A 23,793-nucleotide genomic window follows, 5' to 3' on the forward strand; every position below is an offset into this window, starting at 1 on the left:
CGCAAGACTTCTAGTCGGTCTGCGCGGCATGGAATGAGCGTTGAGCGTCTGGCTCCTGCCGAATCATGCGCTTCATCTTCGCCTCGAACGCACAGGTCAGACTGATCGCCGCACAGGCCAGGCCCAGCGCCAGGCCCCACCACACGCCGGTCGGCCCCCAGCCCAGGGTGAAGGCCATCCACCAAGCCGCTGGCGCACCGATCAGCCAATAGCAACCCAGGCCCACCAGGAAGGTGGTCTTGGCGTCCTTGAGCCCACGGATGCAGCCCATGGCGATGGTCTGCACGCCGTCGAACAGCTCGAACCAGGCCGCCACGGCCAGCAGGCTGACGGCGAGCACGATCACCTCGTGGAATGCCGGGTCGTTATGGTCGAGGAACAGCCCGACCAGCGGATCGGAATACAGCCACAGCACCGCGGCAAATCCCAACATCACCGCCGCGCCAAAGCCGATGCCGACACGCCCCGCCATGCGCGCCTGCAGCAGTTGCCCGGCGCCATAGTGTTGGCCGATACGCATGGTCACCGCGTAGGACATTCCCGCCGGCACCATGAACGCCACCGAGACGATTTGCAGCGCGATCTGATGCGCCGCCAATTGCGTACTGCCCATGGTGCCCATGCACAGCGCGGCGAAGGCAAACAACCCGACTTCCACCGCGTAGGTGCCGCCAATCGGCAGGCCCAGCCGCCACAGCTCGCGCAAGTAGTGGGTGTTCAGACGCAACAGGCCTGCGCTCAGCGGGTAGGCCGAGTACGCGCGGTTACTGCGGATGTACGCCATCAGTGCCAGCGCCATGCCATTGGCGACGATGGCCGTGACCAGGCCGATGCCCATCAAGCCGAGTTTCGGCAGGCCGAACATGCCCTCGATCAACGCGTGGTTGAGCAGGTAGTTGACCACTGTGCCGCCGAGACTGATCACCATCACCGGTGTGGCCTTGCCGATCGCGCTGGTGAAGCCGCGCAGGGCCATGAAACTCAGGTAGCCGGGCAGGGCGAACGGCAGGATCGTAAGGAATTGCCCCGCCGCGTCCACGTTGGTCTCGGTCTGGCCAAACATCAGCAGCACCGGCTTGAGGTTCCACAGCAGCAGCGCCGCCGCCAAGGCCATCAGCCAGGCGAGCCACAGCCCGGCCTGGGTCAGGCGGGTGGCGCCGTCGATATCGCCCGCGCCGTGGCGGATGGCGACCAGGGTGCCCACGGCAGCAATCACGCCGATGCAGAAAATCGCCACGAACGAGTAGCTCGCCGCGCCCAGGCCACCGCCGGCCAGGGCCTCGGGGCTCAGGCGGGCCATCATCAGGGTGTCGGTCAGCACCATCAGCATGTGCGCCAACTGTGAGGCAATCAACGGCCCTGACAGCCGCAGAATGGCCCAGAGTTCGGTACGTGCCGGATGTTGCATGATCATCACGCTCAAATTTTCGGAGGAGGGGGAGAACGTCGATTCTCGGCGCTCTCAGCTCATTGCACAAAGGGATAAAAGCGATTGGTCGCATGATTAAAACTCATGCCTGATTGATTCTGGTAGGGTTTCAGCATCGTGCTGTCGGAGCTTTCCTTATGTCTCGTCGTCTTCCTCCGCTTTATGCGCTACGGGCTTTTGAGGCCGCTTCCCGACACAATTCCTTCACCCGCGCGGCGCAGGAGCTGTCCATCACCCAAAGTGCGGTGAGCCGGCATATCCGCACCCTCGAAGAGCATTTCGCCTGCCGCCTGTTCCTGCGCAGCGGGCGCAACCTGCAGCTCACCGAGGCCGCACGCCTGTTGCTGCCCGGGGTGCGCGAGGGCTTTGCCGCGCTGGAACGGGCCTGTCATACCTTGAACGCCGAAGATGACATCTTGCGCATGAAGGCACCCTCGACCCTGACCATGCGCTGGCTGTTGGCGCGGCTCAGTCGTTTCCGGCATTTGCAGCCGGGCAACGAAGTGCAACTCACCAGCGCGTGGATGAGCGTGGATGAAGTCGACTTCAACCAGGAGCCTTTTGACTGCGCGGTGTTGTTGAGCGACGGGCACTTTCCGGCGGATTGGGAAGCCAGTTACCTGTTCCCGGAACTGTTGATTCCAGTCGGCGCGCCCAATTTGTTGAGCGACGGCCCATGGGACGTCAATCGCCTGGCCAGCGCCGAGTTGCTGCACCCCACCCCCGACCGCCGCGACTGGCGTAACTGGTTGGAGCGTATGGGGCTGTCCGCCCAGGTGTCGCTCAAGGGCGGGCAGGTGTTCGATACCCTGGAGCTGGGCATGATCGCCGCCGCCCGGGGTTACGGCGTGTCCATGGGCGATCTGCTGATGGTCGCCGAAGACGTGGCCCAGGGGCGCTTGAGCCTGCCGTGGCCGACCGCCGTCGCCAGTGGGGAAAATTATTACCTGGTGTGGCCGAAAACCCGCCCGGGCGGCGAGCGTCTGCGCCGGCTGGCGGAGTTTCTGCAGGGCGAAGTGCAGGCCATGGTGTTGCCTGTCGTCGAGCGTCTCGATTGAATCGCTTCAGCGTGAGAGAGCAATCGTTTGCGTGATACCCCTGCACTTCGCTCAAGTATTGCCCGGCGCCGCCGAAGTAGGGGTGTTGGAACTATCGTGCACCAACGAATCTCACTAGATAATTTGCCGAGCAACGCTATGAGATCAGGATGATCCAGGCCTCGGCCAGGAGCTGTCATGTCTCAACCTCGTGCTCGGATCGCCTCCCAGCTAGGCCTCGCGTTAGCCGTGATTCTGGCTGTCGTCATCAGCGGCAGTACGGTTTTTGCCTTGCGTTCCCTCGACTCCGCCAACCTCGATACCCGGGAAGAACATCTGGCCAGCGAGGCGCGGCTGCTGGCCGATCAACTCAGTACCTTCCACGGCACCTTGCGCGAGAGCACCCAGCGCTTGAGCGGGCTGTTTGAAAAACGCTTCGGCGCCGGCTTGAGCGTGCAGGCGGATCAGCCGGTCGCCGTGGCCGGCGTGCAGACCCCGAGCTTGTACCTGGGCAAGGCGCTGCTGAACAACAACTTCGGTGACGTCGACGAGTTCAAGCAGATATCCGGCGGCGTGGCCACGGTGTTCGTGCGCAGCGGCGACGACTTTATCCGCATCAGCACGTCCTTGACCAAGCAGGACGGCAGCCGTGCCATCGGCACAGTGCTGGATCGCCAGGGGCCGGCCTACTCGCGGGTGGTCGGTGGGCAGACGTACATCGGCCGCGCCGTGCTGTTCGATCGCTCCTACATGACCCAGTACAGCCCGGTGCGCGACGCCAGCGGCAAAGTCATCGCGGTGCTGTTCATCGGCTTCGACTACACCGATGAGCAGAATGCCCAGTTCGACAACCTCAAGCGCTTCCGCATCGGCCAGACCGGTTCGCTGGCGCTGCTGGATGAGCAGAAACACTGGCTGGTACCGCCGGCCGGGGTGCAGGCGCCGGACCAGGCTGTGCCGGTGATGCTGGACCTGGCCAAGGCGCCCGGCAAGGGCCGCTTCTGGAGCGACAAGCAGGAAGATTTCTACAGCGTCTCGGTGCCGTTTGCCGGCGGCCCCTGGTCGGTGGTGGCGAGCATGCCGAAAGCCGAGATCCGCGCGGTCACGTGGTCGGTGGGCATTCGCCTGGTGATCGGCAGCATGCTGGCGATGCTGCTGGCGGTGGGCGCAACGGTGTGGTTGTTGCGCAGCAAACTGGCGCCGTTGAGCGACTTGGTACGCCAGGCCGAAGCCTTGGGCGGCGGTGATTTGAGCGCGCGCCTGAACGTGTCGAGCCATGACGAGATCGGCCAACTGGCGCGCAGCTTCAACCAGATGGGGGAAGCGCTGTCGACCATGGTGTCGCACATCCGCAGGGCCGCCGAAGAGGTCAACGGCCGGGCGCAGGCGTTGTCCGGTTTGTCCGGCGGTGCCTATGAAGGCATGGAGCAGCAGTCCGGCGAAATCACCAGCATGGCCGGCGCGGTGGAGGAATTCAGCGCCACTTCGCTGAACATCGCCGACAACATGGGCAACACCGAACGCCTGGCCCAGGAAAACGCGCAGCAGACCCGCATCGGCCGCAACTCGATGCAGGAGGCGTCGTCGTCCCTGGAACACATCGCCACCGCCCTGAACAGCACGGCCACGGTAATCAACACCTTGGGCCAGCGTTCCCAGGAAATCGGTGGCATCGTTGGCGTGATCACGTCGATCGCCGAACAGACCAACCTGCTGGCGCTCAATGCCGCCATCGAAGCCGCCCGCGCCGGCGAGCAGGGCCGTGGGTTTGCGGTGGTCGCCGACGAAGTGCGCAACCTGGCCTCGCGCACCCGCCAGGCCACCGATGAGATTTCCGGGATGATCCAAAGCATCCAGCAGGAAACCGGTAACGCCATCAGCACCATGGAACAGGGCAATGCGTTGATGCAGGAAGGCCTGTCACGCAACGCCGACGTGGCGTCGGCCCTGGCACGCATCGATGAGCAGAGCCGCTCGGCCGGGCAGCAATTCGCCGCGATCACCACCGCCACCCAGGAGCAGAGCAGCACGGCGACGTTGCTGAGCAGCAACCTGCAGAGCATTGCGCTGGCCAACAGCGAGCAACGCGAAGTGGTGTCGAACCTGGCGATTACCGCCAAGGAGCTGGAGACGCTGGCGGCAGGCTTGCGCCAAGAGGTCGATCGGTTTCGTTGAAGGCGCGCCTGGAGCGGCTAGCGCGTCTTGAGCGCGTTAGCCAGGCGCTGCATGGCGGTTTCGATTTCATGGGCGGTCAAGGACGAGTAGCCCAATAACCATCCCTGTTGCGTGGCCGCACCGGCATACAACCGGCTGAGGCCGGACAGTTGCACACCCGCGCTGGCGGCCTGGCGGATGGTTTTTTCTTCCGACCACCCCTCATGCAGCACGCAAGGGATTTGCAGCCCGCCCTGGGGCCGGCATGCCGTGACCACATCGCCGAGGTACTTGCCAATGGCGTCGAGCATGATGGCTTGGCGCCCGGCGTAGAGTTTGCGCATCGCCCGGACATGGGCGTTGTAATGCCCGTCCTCCATGAAGCGCGCCAGCGTCAGTTGCAGGATTTGCGGAGTGTGGCCGTCCATCATGCTGCGCGCATAGGTGAAGGCCTTGACCAGTTCAGGGGGCAGCACCATGTAGCCCATGCGCAGGCCGGGGAACAGGGTCTTGCTGAAGGTGCCGAGGTACAGCGTGCGCTGGTACTTGTCCAGGCCCTGCACGCAGGCCGTGGGTTTGCCTTCGTAGTGGAACTCGCTGTCGTAGTCATCTTCGATGACCCATTTGCCTTTTTCCGCGGCCCAGTTGATCAACTCCAGACGTCGCTCCAGGGTCAGCGTGGCGCCGGTCGGGTATTGATGAGACGGCGTGACATACACGCAATGGGCGCCGCTGCGGTCGGCGTGCAGCAGGTCGGTGCGGATGCCCGCCGCATCGACATCGATGGGCACGACCTTGGCCTCGGCGGTTTCGAAGGCCTTCCTGGCGCCGTAGTAGCCTGGGTTTTCCAGCAGGATCGGTTTGCCGACGTCCACCAGCAGTTGCGCACACAGAAACAGCGCTTGGCGCGTACTGCTCAGCACCAGGACCTGGTCGGGCGAGCACTTCGCCCCACGCTCAAGGTTCAAGTACGTCGCGATGGCTTTGCGTAACGACTCGGCTCCTTGTGGGTCACCGTGCAACAGCACGCTGCTGCGATAGTCCTTCATCACCTGGCGCTGCAGGCGCTCCCACACATCGGTCGGGAACGAGCGGGTTTCGGGCAGGCCCGTGGCGAATGCCTTGATCACCTGTTGATCGTTCACGCCGCCGCTGTCGAGGATCATCCGCCCGCGCAGGCTCAAGCCGGCGCCCGGTGCGGCCTGGCTGGTTTTGACGGCCTGCGCCTTGATGCGGCGACGCGAGGCACCGCGCAATTCGGTGCCGATGGCCTCGCACACGTAACTGCCGGAGCCCTCGCGCCGCACGATAAAACCATCGCGGTGCAACTGCACGTAGGCGTTCTCCACCGTGTCGCGCGCGACCCCCAACGACGTGGCCAACACCCGCGTCGCCGGCAGCTTCAGGCCCGGCGAGAGTGCGCCGTCGAGGATCAAGGCGCGCAGCGCGCGTTGAATGCGCTGGTGCAGGCCCAACTGCTGGAATTGCGCGTCGTTGAGGCGCATCTGCAGGGTTTCCAGCGCGAAGGATTTCGCCATGCGGTCTGCCTCGTCCTGAAGAATTGGCCGGTAATAGCAGGCCAGTCTATCCGTAGACTTTCACCTGTGCCACTGCCTTCACGCCGGCCAATGACCCATCACACGAGGCTCAATCCCTCGTCTGGCAAGGAGCAAAGTCCCTATGTCTTCGTCAATATCGCCGTCGCCGCTGCGCCCGCGCGACCTGTTGCACCCCATCGTGGCCGGGCTGATTTCAGTCATCGTCAATTATGGCGGTACGTTCATTCTGGTGTTCCAGGCGGCCAAGGTGGCCGGGCTCAGCCCCGAGCTGACGGCTTCGTGGGTCTGGTCGGTATCGATCGGCGTGGGGGTGACCGGGCTGTTTCTCAGTTGGGTGAGCCGTGAGCCGATCATCACCGCCTGGTCGACCCCCGCTGCGGCGTTTCTGGTGGTCGCGCTGTCTGCCACGCCTTACGCCGAGGCAGTCGGCGCGTACATGGTTTCAGCCGTGGCGTTTGTGCTGCTGGGGCTGTCCGGCTGTTTCGAAAAAGTCATCCGGCTGATTCCGCCGGGCATCGCGGCGGCCATGCTGGCGGGGATTCTGCTGCAGTTCGGTATCGGCGCGTTTGGTGGCATGAGCCTCGACCCGGTGCTGGTCGGCGTGTTGATCGCCGCTTACGTCGGGCTCAAGCGCTTTACTGCGCGCTACGCGGTCGTCGGCATTCTGCTGCTGGGCTTGGGATTCCTGCTGGTGCAGGGGCGGGTGGACCTGTCGGGCCTGTCCCTGCAACTGGCGGCGCCGGTATTCACCCGGCCCGAGTTTTCGCTCAATGCGTTGCTCAGTGTGGCGCTGCCGCTGTTTCTGATCACCCTCACGGGCCAGTACATGCCGGGCATGCTGGTGTTGCGCAACGATGGTTTCAAGACCAGCGCCAACCCGATCCTGACGGTGACCGGGTTGGGGTCGCTGTTGATGGCGCCGTTCGGCTCGCACGCGTTCAACGTCGCGGCCATCACGGCGGCCATCTGCACGGGCAAGGAAGCCTCGGAGGACGCATCCAAGCGCTGGGTCGCCGGGGTTGCCGCTGGGGTGTTCTACATCCTCGTCGGGGTGTTCGGGGTAACGCTGGCCGCCGTATTCATGGCGTTCCCGCCGGCATTCATCACCACGCTGGCCGGCTTGGCCCTGCTGGGCACCATCGGCGCCAGCCTGGCCAACGCGATGGCGGACGTCAGGTCGCGTGAAGCCGCGCTGATCACCTTTCTGGCGTGCGCCGCCAACATCAACCTGCTCGGGATCGGCGGCGCGTTTTGGGGGTTGTTGATCGGGTTGGCTGCGTATGCGTTGCTCAACGGCCGCTTGCCACGTCGCCGTGCGCCGGCTTCCGAGGCAGTGGCTGCGGCCAAGGGAGCGGCCCAATGATGCGCGCCGAACCGCCAGCCAGCGCCACCCTGCATGCGCGTCATGGGCGTTACCCGCAGGCCACCAGCGTGGAGGATTTCCGGCGCAATCTGGCGGCCGTACAGCAACGTATCGCCAGTGCCTGTGGGCGGGTCGGGCGCGACCCGGCGAGCGTGCGCTTGTTGCCGGTCAGCAAAACCTTTGACGAGGCGCACCTGCGCCTGGCGTATGCGGCGGGCTGTCGGCTGCTGGGTGAGAACAAGGTGCAGGAAGCCCAGCGCAAATGGCAGGCCATGAGCGATCTGGCCGATCTGCAGTGGTCGGTGATTGGCCACCTGCAAACCAACAAAGCCAAGCAGGTCGCGCGCTTTGCCAGTGAGTTCCAGGCGCTGGACAGCCTGCGAGTGGCCGAGGCGCTGGATCGTCGCCTGCAGATCGAAGGGCGCCAACTGGATGTGTTCGTGCAGGTGAATACCTCCGGGGAAGCCAGCAAATACGGCCTGGAGCCGCACGCCGTCGCGGGTTTTCTGCAGGCCCTGCCAGCGTTCCCGGCCTTGCGTGTTCGCGGGCTGATGACGCTGGCGCTGTTTTCGGCCGATGTGGCCCGCGTGCGCCCGTGCTTTGTGCGGCTGCGCGAACTGCGCGAGCGCCTGCGCGATCACGCCCCGGCGGGCGTCAGCCTGGAGGAATTGTCGATGGGCATGTCCGGGGATTTCGAGATTGCCATCGAGGAAGGCGCGACCGTTGTCCGCGTCGGCCAGGCCATCTTCGGCGCCCGCGCCATGCCGGATGACTACTACTGGCCGAGCGCCGATCAACCGTCAACGACCTGACTTTTTCAGCAAGGACCTGTTCATCATGTACGACTCAACATTGACACTTGAAAGCTTCGACCCGCAGCTGTGTGAGGCGATTCATAACGAGGAGCGCCGTCAGGAAGACCATGTCGAGCTGATCGCTTCCGAAAACTACGCCAGCCCGCTGGTCATGAGCCTCCAGAGCACGGTACTGACCAACAAATACGCCGAGGGCTACCCCGGCAAGCGCTACTACAGCGGCTGCGAATACGTCGATGTGGCCGAGCGCCTGGCCATCGAACGGGTCAAGGCCCTGTTCGACTGCGATTACGCCAACGTGCAGCCCCATGCGGGCGCCCAGGCAAACGCCGCGGTGTTCCTGGCCTTGATCAACCCCGGCGATACGGTGATGGGCATGAACCTGGCCCAGGGTGGGCACCTGACCCACGGCAACCCCTCCAACTTCTCGGGCCGGCATTACCACATCGTGCCTTACGGGCTCGACCCGCAGACGGGCTTGCTCGACTACGACGAGATGGAGCGCATCGCTGTGGAAACGCGGCCGAAGATGCTGATCGGCGGGTTTTCGGCCTACTCGCGGTACAAAGACTGGGCGCGCATGCGGGCGATTGCCGACAAGGTCGGTGCGATTTTCTGGGTCGACATGGCTCACGTCGCCGGCTTGGTCGCCGCTGGCGAGTACCCGGACCCGTTGCCGCACGCTCACGTGGTCACCAGCACCACGCACAAGACCTTGCGTGGCCCGCGAGGCGGGTTGATTTTGTCCAAGGGCCAGGACGCAGCGTTTTACAAAAAACTCGATTCGGCGGTGTTCCCGGGTGTTCAGGGTGGGCCGTTGATGCATCAGATTGCCGCCAAGGCGGTGGCCTTCAAGGAAGCCTTGAGGCCCGAGTTCAAAACCTATCAGGCTCAGGTCGTGGTCAATGCCCGGGCCATGGCGGCCGTGTTGCAGCGGCGCGGTTACAGGATTGTCTCGGGTGGCACCGATAACCACATGATGTTGATCGACCTGTCCGACCGGCCTTACACCGGCAAAGACGCCGATGCGGCCTTGAGCAACGCCGGCATCACCGCCAACAAGAATTCGGTGCCCAACGATCCGCGCTCCCCCTTTGTCACCTCGGGGCTGCGCATCGGCACGCCGGCCGTCACCACCCGCGGTTTCGGCGTGTTCGAGTGCGAGCAACTGGCCGCTTGGCTGTGCGATGTCCTGGACGCCCTGCAACGCGGGGAGAGCGATAGCGTTGCGCTGCAGGTGCGTGAACAGGTGATTGCGCTGTGCCGCCGACACCCGGTTTATCGCTGACTTTTCCCTTCTAAACGTTGGCGCTGTCGACCTGACTGGAGGCTGAGGGGCGGTATTGCAGGGCTTCGGCAATGTGGCTGCGGCGGATGCTGTCTGTGTGTTCCAGATCCGCCAGCGTGCGGGCGACCTTGAGCAGGCGGTGGGCTGCGCGAAGGGACAGGGTCAGGCGCTCGCAGGCGCTTTCCAGCCAGGCTTCATCCGGCCTCGACAGCGCGCAATGCTGGCGCAACCCCGGTAGGTCGAGGAACGCATTGGCGCAGCCCTGGCGCTGTTGCTGGCGGTCCCGGGCCTGGGCTACCAGTGCCGAGGCGGTGGACGTGTTGTCGCCGGGCTGCGGGGCCGGGTTCAGCGCGGTGATTTCGCGAGCGACGGTCAGGTGCAGGTCGATCCGGTCCAGCAACGGCCCGGAGAGTTTGTTGCGATAGCGCTGGACCTGCTCCGGCGTACAGCGACAGCGCGCGCTGGGGTCGCCCATGTAACCGCAAGGGCAGGGGTTCATTGCGGCGACCAGTTGAAAGCGCGCCGGGAAACTCACGCGGTCGCGGGCGCGGGAGATCACGATATGCCCCGACTCCAGTGGCTCGCGCAAAACCTCAAGCACCTTGCGATCAAACTCCGGCAGCTCATCCAGGAACAGCACGCCATGGTGGGCCAAGGTGATTTCCCCCGGTTGCGGCTTTGACCCTCCACCCACCAGCGCCGGGCCGGAGGCCGAATGGTGCGGCTGGCGAAACGGCCGATGGGGCCAATGACTCAGGGGCGCCAGGCTGACCACTGATTGAATCGCTGCCACTTCCAGCGCTTCGTGCTCACTCAGCGGCGGCAGCAAACCCGGCAGGCGGCTGGCGAGCAAGGTCTTGCCGGTGCCGGGCGGGCCGCTGAACAACAGGTTATGCGCGCCTGCCGCAGCGATCAGCAGTGCGCGTTTGGCGGCGAGTTGGCCCTGGACTTCGCTGAGGTCCGGGTAAGGTTTGTTCAAGTACAGCAGACCGTCAGACTTGAAGGGCTCGATCGGCACATGCCCATTCAGGTGCGCCACCACCTGTAGCAGGTGGTCCACCGCAATCACCTTCAACCCCGATGCCAGGCAGGCCTCTTCGGCATTCGCCCGGGGCACGATCACGCTGCGCCCGGCCTTGCGCGCCGCGAGCGCTGCCGGCAACACACCTTTCACTGCGCGTACCTCGCCCGATAGCGCCAATTCCCCCAGGCATTCCACGTCGTCGAGCATCTGCGTCGGCACCTGCACGCTCGCCGCGAGAATCCCGAGGGCTATCGCCAGGTCAAAACGCCCGCCGTCCTTGGGCAGGTCGGCGGGCGCGAGGTTGAGGGTGATGCGGCGGGACGGGTATTGCAGCGCGGAGTTGAGGATGGCACTGCGCACGCGGTCCTTGCTTTCCTTGACGGCGGTTTCCGGCAAACCCACCAGGGTGAGCGATGGCAGACCATTGGCCATGTGTACTTCGACGCTGACGGCAGGGGCTTCGACGCCGATCTGGGCGCGACTGTGGACGATGGCGAGGGACATGCTCATTCCTTGAAAGGGCGGGCCGCTTCCTGCGGTTTTTCAAGGGTAGACGAGGTGGGGTGGAGCGGGACGCGGGAGGTTTTACAGAACGTATCCGCAGAGTGACGCAGAACAAGTGGGGGCGCTGGTTTGCGTGCGATAGGGGCGGTCAGGCGTATCAGAGGGACCGAGGTGATTCCATCGCAGGCAAGCCAGCTCCTACATTGGCCGGGGGTTATTCGGAGGCTGCCGGGGTCAACCGTGCTTCCAGCTCCGCCACTTTCGCCTCCAGGCTTTCCAGGCGTGCTCGGGTGCGGGCCAGCACCACCATTTGGCTGTCGAACTCTTCCCGGCTGACCAGGTCGAGCTTGCTGAAGCCGCTTTGCAGCAAGGCCTTGAACTGGCTTTCGATTTCATTGCGGGACAGCGGGGTCTCGCCGCTGAACAGGCGGGAGGCATGGCCGCTCAGGGCGTCGAGGAGGTCTTTGGGCGCGAGCATGGGAAATATTCCGGAAAACTGTTGGCCGGCAGTGTATCACGCAGCGTCTATAGTCATTTCCACGACCTCGAGCGCACGCTTTTCGCGCAGGGTGTCGGGCGGTAGCGCACCGTTTTCGTGCGCAATCACCCCGCCAAAAAGCCCCGCAGGTGGGCATAAGTGGGCAAGGGACTGATTTCAGTGGTTTTTACGGAGCTGGCAAGGTTTCTGCTTAGACGAACATGACCCATGCACTGATGCAGTCGCTGTGACGAATGCAGTGCGCCGACGGATCAGGGGTACAGGTTTCGTCACCAGTGGTTCGCTGGCGTCGCAATGGCAACTGCTCTTGCGACGACGCGTTACAAAGCCAGGCGCTGCGCTTAGACTTGAGACGGGTTTGTTTTCCTGGGGCAAGTCCACCAATTCGGGAGAGAGTTTTCATGAAGCTAGTCACTGCCATCATCAAGCCGTTCAAGTTGGACGATGTACGCGAGTCGTTGTCCGAAATCGGCGTGCAGGGCATTACCGTTACTGAGGTCAAAGGCTTCGGGCGGCAGAAGGGTCACACCGAGCTGTATCGCGGCGCGGAATACGTGGTTGATTTCCTGCCGAAGGTGAAGATTGATGTCGCCATTGACGACAAGGATCTTGATCGGGTTATCGAGGCGATAACCAAGGCCGCCAACACCGGCAAGATCGGTGACGGCAAGATCTTTGTGGTCAATCTGGAACAGGCTATTCGCATCCGTACCGGCGAAACCGATACCGACGCAATCTAAGCCGCCAAACCCAACGCCCCAGGAGAAAACAATATGACTCTGCGTAAATTCGCAGGGCTCGGAGCCCTGTTGTCCATCGTAATGCCAAGCCTGGCCATGGCGGCAGACGAAGTGGCTGCTCCAGTCCTCAATTCCGGCGACACCGCGTGGATGCTTACATCCACCGCGCTGGTGCTATTCATGACCATTCCCGGCCTGGCGCTGTTCTACGGCGGTATGGTTCGCTCGAAAAACATTCTGTCGGTGATGATGCAGTGTTTTGCCATCACTGGCCTGATCACGCATTCTGTGGGTCATCTACGGTTACAGCATCGCGTTTGACACGACCGGCATGGAGCAGGGCGTTGTAAACTTCAACTCCTTCTTTGGCGGCATGGGCAAGGCGTTCCTGGCGGGCGTAACCCCGGCCAGCATCACCGGGCCTGCGGCGCTGTTTCCGGAAGCGGTGTTCGTCACCTTCCAGATGACCTTCGCCATCATCACCCCGGCGCTGATCGTCGGTGCGTTCGCCGAGCGCATGAAGTTCTCCGCGATGCTGATCTTCATGGCTATCTGGTTCACCCTGGTTTACGCGCCGATCGCACACATGGTCTGGAGCGGCAATGGTGGCCTGCTGTGGGACTGGGGCGTGCTGGACTTCGCTGGTGGCACCGTGGTGCATATCAACGCGGGTGTGGCTGGTCTGGTGGCGTGCATCGTGCTTGGCAAGCGTAAAGGCTACCCGACTACCCCGATGGCCCCTCACAACCTGGGTTACACCTTGATCGGTGCGGCCATGCTGTGGGTCGGTTGGTTCGGCTTCAACGCCGGCTCCGCTGCTGCGGCCAACGGCACTGCCGGTATGGCGATGCTGGTGACCCAGATCGCTACAGCTGCTGCGGCGCTGGGCTGGATGTTCGCCGAGTGGATCACCCACGGTAAGCCAAGTGCCCTGGGCATCGCCTCGGGTGTGGTGGCTGGCCTGGTCGCCGTCACGCCTGCGGCAGGCACCGTGGGCCCGATGGGCGCTCTGGTGATCGGCCTGGTTGCCGGTGTGATTTGCTTCTTCTGCGCCACCAGCCTCAAGCGCAAGCTGGGCTACGACGACTCCCTGGACGCGTTCGGCGTACACGGTATCGGTGGCATCGTCGGTGCGATCCTCACGGGCGTTTTCGCAGCCCCAGCCCTGGGCGGCTTCGGCACCGTGACTGACGTGGCGGCCCAAGTATGGATTCAGTGCAAAGGCGTCGGCTTCACTGTGATCTACACCGCCATCGTGACCTTCATCATCCTCAAGGTGCTGGATATGGTCATGGGCCTGCGGGTTACCGACGAAGAAGAGGCTGTCGGCCTCGACCTGGCACAACACAACGAACGCGGCTACAACTTGTAAGTAGGCGAAAAAAACATGCCCGGCTTGCCGGGCATTTTTTTGTCTGGCATTTGTCCGTCAGGACACGGGGTGCCGGTTTTTTGCGTCGCATGTGTGATGGCGCGCACACCGCGCTTTTCCGGGTGCGAATGTCTTACAGGCATGTAGGCGTATTCGGCACTTTGTTTTTTCCCTGAGCGCGCTAGAATGCGCGCCGATGGGCGGAGAACTGTATGTGGCAACAGACCCTGATTACCCTGCGGGCCAAGCCCCGGGGCTTTCACCTGGTAACCGACGAGTTGCTTGCCGGCTTGCCTGAATTGAAGGCGTGTCGCGTGGGCCTGTTGCATCTGTGGTTGCAGCATACCTCGGCCTCGTTGACCATCAACGAGAATGCCGATCCGGCGGTTCGTCGTGACTTCGAGCGTTTTTTCAACTCGCTGGTGCCGCAAGGCCGAGCCGGGTTCGAACACAACGACGAAGGCCCGGACGATCTGCCGGCGCACTTCAAGGCCAGTCTCCTGGGTTGCCAGCTGAGTTTGCCGGTCAAGGCCGGCCGCTTGGCGATGGGGACCTGGCAAGGTGTTTATCTGGGCGAGCACCGTGATCATGGCGGTGCTCGTAAAGTCCTCGCCACTTTGCACGGTGATGGGGCATAAGCCACTGGTTATCCGGTGGATGTTGATTTTTTTCCGGCGACCTTCGACAGATGGTGAAGCTGGGCTATAACTAATCTGCTTTTCGCAAGTCATGAGGTAGAACATGAGCGACGATGATCTGGAAAACGACGAACTGGAAGTAGGCGACGAAGACGACACCGAAGAAGGTCTTGAGGCGGCAGCGGAAGACGTTGCTGACGACGACGGTGGCGATGACGTTCCTGTTCCGGCTGCCAAAGGCAAAGCCAAGGCCGCTGTTTCGGTCGATGAGCTGCCAAGTGTTGAAGCCAAGAACAAAGAGCGCGACGCGCTGGCCCGTGCGATGGAGGAATTCCTCGCTAAAGGCGGCAAAGTGCAGGAAGTCGAGGCCAACGTGGTGGCAGATCCACCCAAGAAGCCGGATAACAAGTACGGCAGCCGACCTATCTGAGGTCTGCTTCTGGCTTGCTGGAAAAGCCCGCCGTCGCTGCGGGCTTTTTCATGCCTGAAACAAATTCCTACGGCTCACCGCCTGCCAATATAGGGGAGGCAAGCCCCCTCCCACTTACTGCCAGCTTTTGAGCAGCGGAGGCAGTTCCGTCAGGCTGCGAATCTGCGCATCCGGGAGTTTATCCCCTTCCCAGACCTTGCCTGTCGGGTTGAACCACACGGCACGCAGCCCCGCCTGTTGCGCTCCGGCGATGTCGTCACCGGGATGATCGCCGATATGCACCGCCGCGCTGGCGTCCACCCCGCCCCGTTGCAGCGCTTCCTGAAACAACCGTGCATCCGGCTTGGCGATGCCGATGTCTTCGGCGCGCAACGCGAAGTGGAAGTAGTCCGCCAACCCGACGCGCTGTACGTCAGCGTTACCGTTGGTGATCACGCCCAGCAGGAAGTGTTTGCGCAGCGCTTGCAGCATCGGCTCGGCTTCGGGGAATACGGTGAGCTGGTGGCGCGCATGAATGAACGCTTCAAAGCACACATCGGCCATTTCCGTCGCTTCAGGTTGTGGATAACCGGCCTCTTCAAACGCGTGCATCAGTACGCGGTGGCGCAGCATGCTGATGCGGTGCTTGAGTTCGGGATGGCGTTCCAGCACCTGCTGGCGAAGGCTGGCGAAATGTTCCAGGGGCAGTTCGCCGACCTTGGCGGCATGGGTGGCCAGCCATTCGCGCATCGACGCTTCGGCGCTGATGATGACGGGGACGTTGTCCCAGAGGGTGTCGTCGAGGTCGAAGGTGATCAGCTTGATACTCATGAGTCGCCGCCCTTGATGCGTTTGGCCCGTGGATGGGCGCTGTCGTACACCGTTGCCAGGTGTTGGAAGTCCAGGTGGGTGTAGATCTGTGTCGTCTTGATATCAGAGTGGCCGAGCAGTTCCTGCACCGCGCGCAGGTCTTGGGACGACTCCAGCAAATGGCTGGCAAACGAGTGCCGCAGCATGTGCGGATGCAGGTTCTGCCCCAGCTCGCGCTCGCCGGCCGCCTTGACCCGCAGTTGAATCGCCCGCGGCCCCAGGCGCCGGCCCTGCTGGCTGACGAATACGGCGTCGTCCGCCGGGTTGGTCAGTGCGCGCAGGGGCAGCCACAGTTGCAGCGCTTCCCGGGCCTTCCTGCCCACCGGCAGCACGCGGGTCTTGCTGCCTTTGCCGAGCACTTGCACCAGGCCGTCGGCGAGGTCGAGCTGATCGAGGTTCAGTCCGGTCAGTTCCGACAGGCGCAGGCCCGAAGAATAGAACAGCTCCAGGATCGCCTGGTCGCGATGGGCCAGGAAGTCGTCCTCGACGGCGCCATCGAGCAATTGCAGGGCGCGGTCGGTGTCGAGGGTCTTGGGCAGCCGCCGCTCGCCCTTGGGCGGGGCCAGCCCATTGGCCGGGTCGTGGTCGCACAGGCCTTCGCGGTTGAGGTAGTGATACAGGCCGCGCACCGCCGACAGCAGGCGCGCCAGGCTGCGCGAGGATTGGCCCTGCTGGTGCAGGCGCGCGATCAGGCTGCGCAGGCCCTGGATGTCCAAGGCCTTCCAACTGGGGATCTGCTGCTTTTCGCAGTAGGCCAGGACCTTGTTCAAGTCCCGTCGGTAGGCTTCCAGGGTGTGGGGCGACACCTGGCGCTCGCTGCGCAGGTGTGCGCAGTAAGCGTCCAGTTGCCGTTCCATGGTCAGCGCACCGCGCGCAGGGCGGTGGTGAAGCGCGGTAATACGCGGCCCAGCACTTCGGCGATGTAGGTCAGGAACAACGTGCCCACCGAACTTTTGTAGTGCGCAGGATCACGGCTGGCGATGGCCAGTACCCCATGCAGGCCTTGATGGCTGAGGGCGACCACGGCGGTCGAACCGATCTGCTTGCGCTGCTCGGCGCCAAACAAAAAGTCCAGTTCATGCTCGCGCAAGGTGCCGCTGATGGTCTTGCCTTCGGAAAGCAGGCCGCCGATCGCCGTTTGCGCTTCGCCGCCGCTGACCCAGCGCCCGACCGGCATCGGGTTGTCGCTGAACAGGATCAGGCTGACGAAGGGCACCTGGAAGTCCTGGCGCAGGCTGTCTTCCACGGCGATCACCGTTTCTTCCAGGCTGGTGGCGTCCATCAGCGTCAGAATCAGGCGACGGGTCTTGTCGAACAGGCGGTCGTTATCGCGGGCGACGTCCATCAAGTGCGAGAGTCGATGGCGCATTTCGATGTTGCGCTCGCGCAGGATCTTCATCTGCCGCTCCACCAGCGACACGGTGTCGCCACGCTGGTGGGGAATGCGCAGGGCCGGCAGCAGTTCTTCGTGTTCGACGAAGAAGTCCGGGTTAGCCTCAAGGTACGCCGCGACGGCAGCGGCCTCCAGACTTTCGCTCGGGGATGCTTGTGCGGGTACTTGAGGCTTATCGGTCATTTGCTTGGCTCACTCATAGACGGACCTGTCCTTCGTATACGCGCGTGGCCGGCCCGGTCATCATCACCGGGTGGCCGGGGCCTGCCCATTCGATGGACAAACGTCCGCCGGGCAGGTCGATCAGCAGCGGCGAATCCATCCACCCCTGGCTGATCGCGGCCACGGCAGCGGCGCAAGCACCGGTGCCGCAGGCCTGGGTTTCGCCGGCGCCGCGTTCCCATACGCGCAATTGCGCGCGGGAGCGGTCGATCACCTGCAGGAAGCCCACATTGACCCGTGCCGGAAAGCGCGGGTGATGTTCGATCTTCGGCCCCAGCTCGTGCACCGGCGCATTATTGATGTCGTCGACCCGCAGCACCGCATGGGGGTTGCCCATGGACACCGCCGCCAGTTCGACAGCCTGGCCGTCCACATCGACGGTATAACTGGGGGCCTGCTCGGCAGCCTGGAACGGAATATCCGCCGGCACCAGGCGTGGCGCGCCCATGTTGACGCTGATCTGGCCGTCGCTGCGGACATCCAGCTCGATCACGCCGCTCTTGGTCTCGACGCGAATCTGCCGCTTGGCGGTCAGGCGCTTGTCCAGCACAAAGCGGGCGAAGCAGCGCGCACCGTTGCCGCACTGTTCCACTTCGGAACCGTCGGAGTTGAAGATCCGGTAACGGAAATCCACCTCCGGGTTGCTCGGCGCCTCAACGATCAGCAACTGGTCGAAGCCGATGCCGGTATGACGGTCGCCCCACTGTTTGGCGTGCTTGGGCAGGATGTGCGCGTGCTGGCTGACCAGGTCAAGGACCATGAAGTCATTGCCCAGCCCGTGCATCTTGGTAAAACGCAGCAGCATGGCTTACTCCGGCAGCAGGCTTTCGCCAGCATACAACTCGGCTACCGTCTCGCGGCGACGCACTTCAAACGCTTGATCACCGTCCACCAGCACCTCGGCGGCACGCCCGCGGGTGTTGTAGTTGGAACTCATGACAAACCCGTAGGCACCGGCCGAATGAATGGCCAGCAGGTCGCCTTCTTCCAGGGCCAACTGACGATCCTTGGCCAGGAAGTCGCCGGTTTCGCAGATCGGGCCGACGACGTCATAGGCGCGCGCTGCGCTGTCGCGAGGCGTTACGGCGGTGACATTCATCCAGGCCTGGTACAGCGCCGGGCGGATCAGGTCGTTCATCGCCGCATCGACGATGGCGAAATCCTTGTATTCGGTGTGCTTGAGGTACTCGACCTGGGTCAGCAGCACGCCGGCATTGGCGACGATGTAGCGGCCCGGCTCGAACATCAGCGTCAGGTCGCGGCCTTCCAGGCGTTCGCGCACGGCCTTGATGTAGTCGCCGATCAGCGGCGGCTCTTCATCGCGATACTGCACGCCCACGCCGCCACCGAGGTCGATGTGCTGCAGGTAGATGCCGCACTCGCCGAGGCGGTCGGTCAGCGCCAGCAGACGGTCGAGGGCATCCAGGAACGGCGGCAGGGTGGTCAGTTGCGAGCCGATATGGCAGTCGACACCCAGCACTTCCAGGTTCGGCAATTGGGCAGCGCGGATGTACACGTCCTCGGCGTCGGCAATGGCGATGCCGAACTTGTTCTCTTTCAGGCCGGTGGAAATGTACGGGTGGGTGCCAGCGTCGACGTCCGGGTTGACGCGCAGGGAAATCGGCGCGCGAACGCCCATCTCGGCGGCGACCACTTGCAGGCGCTCCAGCTCGTCGGTGGATTCGACGTTGAAGCAATGCACGCCGACTTCCAGGGCACGGCGCATGTCTTCGCGGCTCTTGCCGACGCCAGAGAAGACGATCTTGTCAGCCTGGCCGCCAGCCGCCAGGACACGTTCCAGCTCGCCGCGGGAGACGATGTCGAAACCGGCGCCCAGACGCGCCAGGACATTGAGCACGCCCAGGTTGGAGTTGGCCTTGACCGCGTAGCACACCAGGTGCGGCACGCCGTTCAACGGGTCGGTGAAAGAGCGATATTGGGCTTCGATATGCGCGCGCGAGTACACATAGGTCGGGGTGCCAAAGCGCTCGGCAATTGCGGACAGCGCCACGCCTTCCGCGAACAGCTCGCCGTTCCGGTAGTTAAAAGCGTCCATGGAGTTCCCTTAGTAAGTGTCGTGCTTATGCGCTTTGGCAGGCTTTTGCGACGATTGCGCCTGTTCATTCGGGTCTTTGCTGTCATCGGGCAGATACAGCGGGCCTTTTTGACCACAGGCACTAACGAGGCAAGCGACCGCGACGAGCGCAGCAAGGGAAGAGATCAGGCGCTTCATGGCGAAATCCTTGAATATGCATTAATTGCGCCCGAGTATACCGACCACCCGCCAGCTTGCCTATGCGCCGGAATACCCGTCCGGCGGGGGTTTGCCGACATAACTGCGAAGCTGGCTACGCTAGTCAGGGATATTTCTTACCGCCATCGGTAATGAACTCGGTATCCTTTGCAATCGGCGGAGCGCGTCCGTATCGTGCGGCGCTTGAGCAAAACCAGACACTTTTGAGGTTGCCGCAATGAGTTTGACCGAAGCCCGTTTTCACGACCTGGTGGATTCGACCCAGAACGCGCTGGAAGATATTTTCGACGACAGCGGCCTGGATGTGGACCTGGAAAGCTCGGCCGGGGTGCTGACCGTCAAGTTCGAGAACGGCACTCAACTGATCTTCAGTCGCCAGGAACCGCTGCGCCAACTGTGGCTGGCGGCACGTTCCGGTGGTTTTCACTTCGATTACAACGAAGAAGACCGCAATTGGCAGTGCGATACCAGCGATGAGCTGCTCAGCGAAATGCTCGCGCGGCTGGTTCAGGAACAAGCCGGCGTCGAGCTCGGCTTCGATGAGCTGAACCCCGACGAGAATTGATGGTGAGCCAGCCTGCAATCGTGCGTCCGCCCAAGCCGTTGTTCAGTAATGTCAGCCCGGCGGTGCCATCACCTTGTATCAGTTTGTGTCGGCTGGACGAGGCAAAAGTCTGCCTTGGCTGCTTTCGCCATGTGGAAGACATCCGTGAATGGCGCTCCGCCGATGATCAGCGGCGACGCGTGATCGTGGCCCAGGCCGAGCGGCGCAAAGTCGGGCCTTGAGCCCGTCTTGTTTATTTGCGGTGCTGTGGTAGTGTCCGGGTACACCTCAACTCATCGAGGTCCGTGAGAACCCCGCCTTTTCCTGGCGGGGTTTTGCTTTTTTGTGCAGAAAAAAGGAGTCTGCCTGAATCATGACCGCACCTTCCATCATTCTTACCCGTCTCGACGTGCAGCGTCTTGAGCAACTGATCGACCGTGTCGGCGAGAATTCGCCAGGTGTAGAAGCCCTGCAGCACGAACTCGACCGCGCCGAAGAAGTGGTTGGCCACGATGAAGTGCCTGCAAGCGTCGTGACCATGAACTCCAGCGTGCATTGCCGCGAGCAAGGCAGCGGCAAGGACTATCACCTGACCCTGGTTTACCCCAAGGATGCGAATGCCGACGCGGGCAAGATTTCGATCCTGGCGCCGGTGGGCAGCGCGTTGCTCGGCCTGAAAGTGGGCCAGCACATCGACTGGCCGGCACCCGGCGGCAAGACCCTCAAGCTCGAACTGCTCAGTGTTGAAGGCCAGCCCAAAGACGGCGGCGCCTTCTCGCTTTAAATCTGTTTCAGCGCGTCATTGAGCGCCTGTTCCAGCTCGGCCTTGTAACGCAGGTACAGATTGCTCGGGCTTTGTACGTCGCCGAGCAGGCCCGAGAGATCCAGATCAGTGATATAGCAGCGGTAGCGCTCGGTTTCGCGGCGCTGCCCGACGATCTCCCGGGCGACCACTGCAAACAGCTGGTCGCCAAACTCCAGTTCGGAAAACTCCCGCTGATTGCAGTACAGGGTGATCCCCACCTGGCCCGGCGCCGCCTTGCCGATAATCGCCTGCACGTCATAAAACGGCTTGTTGGCCGGGTTTTGCGGGGCCGGCCGAGGCTCGATACCGCGTGCGCGATTGCTGCCCGACGGCAACAGTTGGTAATACAAGGTTTGCACCGCGCCCAGCGGTTCTTGCGGGTCCAGGGGCGACAGCGCGTCCCGGCGATAGATGATCGACTGCAGAAAACGCTGCAACGGCGCCAGCAGGCTCTGTTCATCATGGAACGGCAAGCGTTGCTGCCAGAGCGCGTTGAACTCATCCAGCACATACAGCTCGGCGAAGCCTTCGTTGACCCGGTAAAACACCTGCACGCATTCGGCCATGCCCATCGGCAGCAGCAGCGCCAGGTCGTGGTCTTCCAGGGCCATGGCGTCCAGGTGCAACGGGCTGTAGCTGGCCAGTTCTTCGCTGAGGTAGGCGATCAGCGCGTCCTGGGTCGCCAGTGAGACGTGGGTGGCCTGGCCGGGCATCAGCTCCATCACGTGATAGTGCTGCTGCACCTGCAGCAAGTAGCGATGGTTGCCCTGGCCCAGCAGCAGGTTCTGCGCGGTGTCGAAGATTTCTTCCACGCGCTGGGCAATGAACTGTGCGCGGTTGTGGCAGAAGCAGCGCACCCGCAGGCGTGGCAGGTGGTCCGACGGCAACTGGTTGAGGTAGTCGCGCAGGCAGTCGAGCAGGGCATGGGGGCCGTCGTAGCGGCTGACCATCACCTCGTTCCAGCTGTTGAGCGTGACCTGGTCGAGGGTCAGCACCAGGTTTTCGCGCACGCCAGCGTAACTCAGGGAGTCGGTGCGCTCGGTGGTCATCAGGATGTTCAGGTCGCGATGGTGCTTGAGCGGGTCGACGCCGACGTTGATCAGCAACAGCACTTCTTCCGGCACCGCCGAGCGCAGCAGGCGCTCTTCATCGACGCTGGCCAGGGGCAGGGCGATGGTCTGTTGCAGGCTGCCCAGCAGGTTGAACAGTTCGAATTCGGTCATGTCGCTGACGCCTGGGTGCAGCGCCAGGCGCGTGCTGCTGTCGATCACGCCGTTGCGGTGGCACCAGGTGAGCATTTCCAGCAGGTCGCGGCTGCGCTTGATCGGCGCGAAGTGCTCCGATTCCAGGGCGGTGAGGTTGCCGTTGTACAGGCCCCAATGATGCTGGCCCGGTTCCTTGCGGTTGGCCGATTGCACCAGGGTCAGGGTGTCTTCGGCCAGGTCCGGGGCGATGCCGGGGTTGATGAATTCGACCTTGCCGGCCTTGCGTTCAAACGCCGCGTACAAGCGACGGCCAAGCACATTGAGGTCGCGCTTGTTGATCAGGCTGACGGTCTGTTCGGTGCGGGCGAACTGGGTCAGGAAGCGATAGCTGTAGTTCAGCTCATTGACCAGGGCGCGGCGCTCGGAGGCGACCTGGCGTACTTTCCATTGGCTGCGGCTGTCGAGCAGCGCCAGTTGACGCTGGTCCCAACCCCATTCATGGGCCAGGCGTTCCAGCAACAGGCGCTGCCAGCCGACGGTGCGCTGGCCGGCGCTGAGCTTGCGGTTGACCTTCAAGTACAGCGCGCGCCGTACCAGTTCCAGGCGTTCCGGCTCGTTGCGCGCGTTGAGGTATTCCTCGATGCGCCGGTAGACCACGACGTAAGGGTCCAGCTCGTCCAGGTCCATCCGGTTGGCGAACACCGCCCGTTTGAAGCGCAGGCTCAGGCACTGCACGTTCGGGTGCTCGCTGGCGTAGACCTCGGTCAACAGCAGCTTGAGCAGCGACTTGTAGGGCGATTCGATGCCCTTGAACAATTGCCACAGCCCGGCGCCAATGAACTCGCCGGGCGGGATGCGCGCCAGGTGGCCGAGGTCGAGGGTTTCATCGGCACGGATAAAGCGTTTGGAAATCAGCGTGTGGGTGAACTCGGCGTAGCGCACTTCTTCATACACCGGCACCAGCCACCAGATCGGTGTGCGGCCGGCGAGCCAGATAGCGGTGCGATAGAACTCATCCAGCAACAGATAATGCTGGGTGGTGCCGCAGTCGTCGGAGCTCAGTTGCGTGTCGCGTTCGCCCAAGACAAACCGGCTCGGCTCGATCAGGAAGAAGTGCGCCTCGGCGCCCATGCTCTGGGCCCAGGCTTCCAGTAACTGGCATTTCTTGCGCAGCTCGACCAGTTCGTTGTCGCTCAGGTCGGGGGCGTGGCATACCCACACGTCCATGTCGCTCTGGTCGGCTTGGGCCAGTGTGCCGAGGCTGCCCATCAGGAACAGGCCATGGATCGGCTGCGGCGGGTTGCCGTGGCGTGGTTTGTAGGAGAACGAACGGGTCAGGCGTTGGGCTTCGTTCAGGGCCTGCGCGTCGGGTTCGAAATTCGACAGCCCGGCCGGGGTGCTGCCCGACACGTAACCGGGCAACAGCGGGTGATTGACGTGGAAAAACAGCGGCAGCAGGGTCAATACGCTTTGCTGGCGTGGCGTCAGCCCTTCGAGGGCCCGGGCCATGCGCCCTGCGTTAAGCGCCATGAACCGCGCGCGCAGTTGGGCCAGCACCTTGCGGTCGATGCCTTCGTCCAGGTCGGGGCGGATCTCATGGGTGCGGGTCATGTCGAACTCGGCGGCGCGCAAGGCCCGACATGGGCGGCCGTGTAGGAGTTTACATTCA

22 protein-coding genes and 1 pseudogene are annotated in these 23,793 nt (G+C 63.1%); 12 read left to right on the forward strand and 11 right to left on the reverse strand.

Annotated features, from left to right (window positions below):
• Nucleotides 1–10: 10 nt before the first annotated feature.
• Nucleotides 11–1,414, reverse strand: coding sequence for a NorM family multidrug efflux MATE transporter (locus ACVWZP_RS21680; protein ID WP_017846029.1), 1,404 nt, complete (start codon nucleotides 1,412–1,414; stop codon nucleotides 11–13).
• A gap of 152 nt (nucleotides 1,415–1,566) precedes the next feature.
• Here ACVWZP_RS21680 and ACVWZP_RS21685 point away from each other — a divergent pair, with 152 nt between their 5' ends.
• A complete protein-coding gene (locus ACVWZP_RS21685; protein WP_026139908.1) occupies nucleotides 1,567–2,487 on the forward strand; it encodes a LysR substrate-binding domain-containing protein in 921 nt (306 codons plus the stop codon).
• A 177-nt stretch (nucleotides 2,488–2,664) separates the two neighbouring features.
• Nucleotides 2,665–4,641: a methyl-accepting chemotaxis protein gene (locus ACVWZP_RS21690; protein ID WP_046381657.1), complete on the forward strand. Its 1,977-nt coding sequence runs from the start codon at nucleotides 2,665–2,667 to the stop codon at nucleotides 4,639–4,641.
• 17 nt (nucleotides 4,642–4,658) lie between these two features.
• On the opposite strand, the gene pdxR is transcribed toward ACVWZP_RS21690, so the two are convergent.
• The gene (gene pdxR / locus ACVWZP_RS21695; protein WP_448126366.1) at nucleotides 4,659–6,158 is read right to left on the reverse strand and encodes a MocR-like pyridoxine biosynthesis transcription factor PdxR; all 1,500 of its coding nucleotides are present in this window, start codon (nucleotides 6,156–6,158) and stop codon (nucleotides 4,659–4,661) included.
• A 142-nt stretch (nucleotides 6,159–6,300) separates the two neighbouring features.
• On the opposite strand from pdxR, the gene ACVWZP_RS21700 reads away from it, so the two are divergent.
• From ACVWZP_RS21700 to glyA, 3 genes are read left to right on the forward strand one after another with little or no spacing between them, the layout of a single operon-like run.
• Complete coding sequence (locus ACVWZP_RS21700; protein WP_046381659.1) at nucleotides 6,301–7,542, forward strand: benzoate/H(+) symporter BenE family transporter; 1,242 nt, start codon at nucleotides 6,301–6,303, stop codon at nucleotides 7,540–7,542.
• Complete coding sequence (locus ACVWZP_RS21705) at nucleotides 7,539–8,354, forward strand: YggS family pyridoxal phosphate-dependent enzyme (RefSeq protein ID WP_046381660.1); 816 nt, start codon at nucleotides 7,539–7,541, stop codon at nucleotides 8,352–8,354. Before ACVWZP_RS21700 ends, ACVWZP_RS21705 begins: the two co-directional genes overlap by 4 nt.
• 25 nt (nucleotides 8,355–8,379) lie before the next feature.
• The gene (gene glyA, locus ACVWZP_RS21710) at nucleotides 8,380–9,645 is read left to right on the forward strand and encodes a serine hydroxymethyltransferase (protein WP_046381661.1); all 1,266 of its coding nucleotides are present in this window, start codon (nucleotides 8,380–8,382) and stop codon (nucleotides 9,643–9,645) included.
• Nucleotides 9,646–9,655: 10 nt separating this feature from the next.
• Here glyA and ACVWZP_RS21715 read toward each other — a convergent pair whose 3' ends face one another.
• Together ACVWZP_RS21715 and ACVWZP_RS21720 are read right to left on the reverse strand one after the other, a co-directional pair.
• Nucleotides 9,656–11,173, reverse strand: coding sequence for a YifB family Mg chelatase-like AAA ATPase (locus ACVWZP_RS21715; protein WP_079444919.1), 1,518 nt, complete (start codon nucleotides 11,171–11,173; stop codon nucleotides 9,656–9,658).
• A 214-nt stretch (nucleotides 11,174–11,387) separates the two neighbouring features.
• On the reverse strand, nucleotides 11,388–11,651 hold the full coding sequence (locus tag ACVWZP_RS21720; RefSeq protein ID WP_193039540.1) for an accessory factor UbiK family protein: 264 nt from the start codon (nucleotides 11,649–11,651) through the stop codon (nucleotides 11,388–11,390).
• Nucleotides 11,652–12,073: 422 nt separating this feature from the next.
• Here ACVWZP_RS21720 and glnK point away from each other — a divergent pair, with 422 nt between their 5' ends.
• The 4 genes and pseudogenes from glnK (at nucleotide 12,074) to sutA (ending at nucleotide 14,852) form a co-directional block, all read left to right on the forward strand.
• Nucleotides 12,074–12,412 carry a P-II family nitrogen regulator gene (glnK, locus tag ACVWZP_RS21725; protein WP_002555808.1) on the forward strand — a complete coding sequence of 113 codons (339 nt, stop codon included), beginning with the start codon at nucleotides 12,074–12,076 and terminating at the stop codon, nucleotides 12,410–12,412.
• 33 nt (nucleotides 12,413–12,445) lie between these two features.
• Nucleotides 12,446–13,784: pseudogene (locus tag ACVWZP_RS21730) on the forward strand (ammonium transporter).
• A 212-nt stretch (nucleotides 13,785–13,996) separates the two neighbouring features.
• A complete protein-coding gene (locus ACVWZP_RS21735; RefSeq protein WP_017845176.1) occupies nucleotides 13,997–14,422 on the forward strand; it encodes a secondary thiamine-phosphate synthase enzyme YjbQ in 426 nt (141 codons plus the stop codon).
• A 103-nt stretch (nucleotides 14,423–14,525) separates the two neighbouring features.
• Nucleotides 14,526–14,852 (forward strand): transcriptional regulator SutA, encoded by a 327-nt coding sequence (sutA, locus tag ACVWZP_RS21740; protein WP_017845175.1) that lies wholly within the window; start codon nucleotides 14,526–14,528, stop codon nucleotides 14,850–14,852.
• Between the two features lie 114 nt (nucleotides 14,853–14,966).
• On the opposite strand, the gene ACVWZP_RS21745 is transcribed toward sutA, so the two are convergent.
• Genes ACVWZP_RS21745 through lptM form a run of 6 tightly spaced genes read right to left on the reverse strand, consistent with a single transcriptional unit; the run spans nucleotide 14,967 to nucleotide 19,549 of the window.
• Nucleotides 14,967–15,662: an HAD family hydrolase gene (locus tag ACVWZP_RS21745; protein WP_017845174.1), complete on the reverse strand. Its 696-nt coding sequence runs from the start codon at nucleotides 15,660–15,662 to the stop codon at nucleotides 14,967–14,969.
• A complete protein-coding gene (xerC, locus tag ACVWZP_RS21750; protein ID WP_046381665.1) occupies nucleotides 15,659–16,558 on the reverse strand; it encodes a tyrosine recombinase XerC in 900 nt (299 codons plus the stop codon). The genes ACVWZP_RS21745 and xerC overlap by 4 nt, the downstream gene beginning before the upstream one ends.
• Before the next feature lie 2 nt (nucleotides 16,559–16,560).
• Nucleotides 16,561–17,277 (reverse strand): DUF484 family protein, encoded by a 717-nt coding sequence (locus ACVWZP_RS21755; RefSeq protein WP_017845172.1) that lies wholly within the window; start codon nucleotides 17,275–17,277, stop codon nucleotides 16,561–16,563.
• Between the two features lie 13 nt (nucleotides 17,278–17,290).
• Nucleotides 17,291–18,121, reverse strand: a complete 831-nt coding sequence (dapF, locus tag ACVWZP_RS21760) for a diaminopimelate epimerase (RefSeq protein ID WP_108524818.1) — start codon at nucleotides 18,119–18,121, stop codon at nucleotides 17,291–17,293.
• Between the two features lie 3 nt (nucleotides 18,122–18,124).
• Nucleotides 18,125–19,372, reverse strand: coding sequence for a diaminopimelate decarboxylase (gene lysA, locus ACVWZP_RS21765; RefSeq protein WP_017845170.1), 1,248 nt, complete (start codon nucleotides 19,370–19,372; stop codon nucleotides 18,125–18,127).
• Nucleotides 19,373–19,381: 9 nt separating this feature from the next.
• Nucleotides 19,382–19,549: an LPS translocon maturation chaperone LptM gene (gene lptM, locus ACVWZP_RS21770; RefSeq protein WP_017845169.1), complete on the reverse strand. Its 168-nt coding sequence runs from the start codon at nucleotides 19,547–19,549 to the stop codon at nucleotides 19,382–19,384.
• Between the two features lie 238 nt (nucleotides 19,550–19,787).
• On the opposite strand from lptM, the gene cyaY reads away from it, so the two are divergent.
• The 3 genes from cyaY to rnk all read left to right on the forward strand — a co-directional run bounded on the left by cyaY (nucleotide 19,788) and on the right by rnk (nucleotide 20,898).
• On the forward strand, nucleotides 19,788–20,135 hold the full coding sequence (cyaY, locus tag ACVWZP_RS21775) for an iron donor protein CyaY (protein ID WP_017845168.1): 348 nt from the start codon (nucleotides 19,788–19,790) through the stop codon (nucleotides 20,133–20,135).
• Between the two features lie 2 nt (nucleotides 20,136–20,137).
• Nucleotides 20,138–20,356 (forward strand): DUF1289 domain-containing protein, encoded by a 219-nt coding sequence (locus ACVWZP_RS21780; RefSeq protein WP_026139803.1) that lies wholly within the window; start codon nucleotides 20,138–20,140, stop codon nucleotides 20,354–20,356.
• A gap of 131 nt (nucleotides 20,357–20,487) precedes the next feature.
• On the forward strand, nucleotides 20,488–20,898 hold the full coding sequence (rnk, locus tag ACVWZP_RS21785) for a nucleoside diphosphate kinase regulator (RefSeq protein ID WP_017845167.1): 411 nt from the start codon (nucleotides 20,488–20,490) through the stop codon (nucleotides 20,896–20,898).
• Here the strand turns inward: rnk and ACVWZP_RS21790 are convergent.
• The gene (locus ACVWZP_RS21790; RefSeq protein ID WP_079445051.1) at nucleotides 20,895–23,735 is read right to left on the reverse strand and encodes a class I adenylate cyclase; all 2,841 of its coding nucleotides are present in this window, start codon (nucleotides 23,733–23,735) and stop codon (nucleotides 20,895–20,897) included. The two genes, rnk and ACVWZP_RS21790, sit on opposite strands and share 4 nt — an antisense overlap.
• Nucleotides 23,736–23,793: the final 58 nt, after the last annotated feature.

Source organism: Pseudomonas sp. TE36184, from assembly GCF_054060055.1.

Excerpts from the sequence above, each read along its gene's own strand:
- cyaY (WP_017845168.1), top strand. The coding sequence starts at position 19,788 with ATGAGTTTGACCGAAGCCCGTTTTCACGACCTGGTGGATTCGACCCAG.
- ACVWZP_RS21735 (WP_017845176.1), top strand. The coding sequence starts at position 13,997 with ATGTGGCAACAGACCCTGATTACCCTGCGGGCCAAGCCCCGGGGCTTT.
- ACVWZP_RS21685 (WP_026139908.1), top strand. The coding sequence starts at position 1,567 with ATGTCTCGTCGTCTTCCTCCGCTTTATGCGCTACGGGCTTTTGAGGCC.
- rnk (WP_017845167.1), top strand. The coding sequence starts at position 20,488 with ATGACCGCACCTTCCATCATTCTTACCCGTCTCGACGTGCAGCGTCTT.
- ACVWZP_RS21745 (WP_017845174.1), bottom strand. The coding sequence starts at position 15,662 with ATGAGTATCAAGCTGATCACCTTCGACCTCGACGACACCCTCTGGGAC.
- ACVWZP_RS21790 (WP_079445051.1), bottom strand. The coding sequence starts at position 23,735 with ATGACCCGCACCCATGAGATCCGCCCCGACCTGGACGAAGGCATCGAC.
- ACVWZP_RS21680 (WP_017846029.1), bottom strand. The coding sequence starts at position 1,414 with ATGATCATGCAACATCCGGCACGTACCGAACTCTGGGCCATTCTGCGG.
- ACVWZP_RS21700 (WP_046381659.1), top strand. The coding sequence starts at position 6,301 with ATGTCTTCGTCAATATCGCCGTCGCCGCTGCGCCCGCGCGACCTGTTG.
- dapF (WP_108524818.1), bottom strand. The coding sequence starts at position 18,121 with ATGCTGCTGCGTTTTACCAAGATGCACGGGCTGGGCAATGACTTCATG.
- ACVWZP_RS21755 (WP_017845172.1), bottom strand. The coding sequence starts at position 17,277 with ATGACCGATAAGCCTCAAGTACCCGCACAAGCATCCCCGAGCGAAAGT.
- glyA (WP_046381661.1), top strand. The coding sequence starts at position 8,380 with ATGTACGACTCAACATTGACACTTGAAAGCTTCGACCCGCAGCTGTGT.
- ACVWZP_RS21690 (WP_046381657.1), top strand. The coding sequence starts at position 2,665 with ATGTCTCAACCTCGTGCTCGGATCGCCTCCCAGCTAGGCCTCGCGTTA.
- xerC (WP_046381665.1), bottom strand. The coding sequence starts at position 16,558 with ATGGAACGGCAACTGGACGCTTACTGCGCACACCTGCGCAGCGAGCGC.
- ACVWZP_RS21715 (WP_079444919.1), bottom strand. The coding sequence starts at position 11,173 with ATGTCCCTCGCCATCGTCCACAGTCGCGCCCAGATCGGCGTCGAAGCC.
- pdxR (WP_448126366.1), bottom strand. The coding sequence starts at position 6,158 with ATGGCGAAATCCTTCGCGCTGGAAACCCTGCAGATGCGCCTCAACGAC.
- sutA (WP_017845175.1), top strand. The coding sequence starts at position 14,526 with ATGAGCGACGATGATCTGGAAAACGACGAACTGGAAGTAGGCGACGAA.
- lysA (WP_017845170.1), bottom strand. The coding sequence starts at position 19,372 with ATGGACGCTTTTAACTACCGGAACGGCGAGCTGTTCGCGGAAGGCGTG.
- lptM (WP_017845169.1), bottom strand. The coding sequence starts at position 19,549 with ATGAAGCGCCTGATCTCTTCCCTTGCTGCGCTCGTCGCGGTCGCTTGC.
- ACVWZP_RS21720 (WP_193039540.1), bottom strand. The coding sequence starts at position 11,651 with ATGCTCGCGCCCAAAGACCTCCTCGACGCCCTGAGCGGCCATGCCTCC.
- ACVWZP_RS21705 (WP_046381660.1), top strand. The coding sequence starts at position 7,539 with ATGATGCGCGCCGAACCGCCAGCCAGCGCCACCCTGCATGCGCGTCAT.
- glnK (WP_002555808.1), top strand. The coding sequence starts at position 12,074 with ATGAAGCTAGTCACTGCCATCATCAAGCCGTTCAAGTTGGACGATGTA.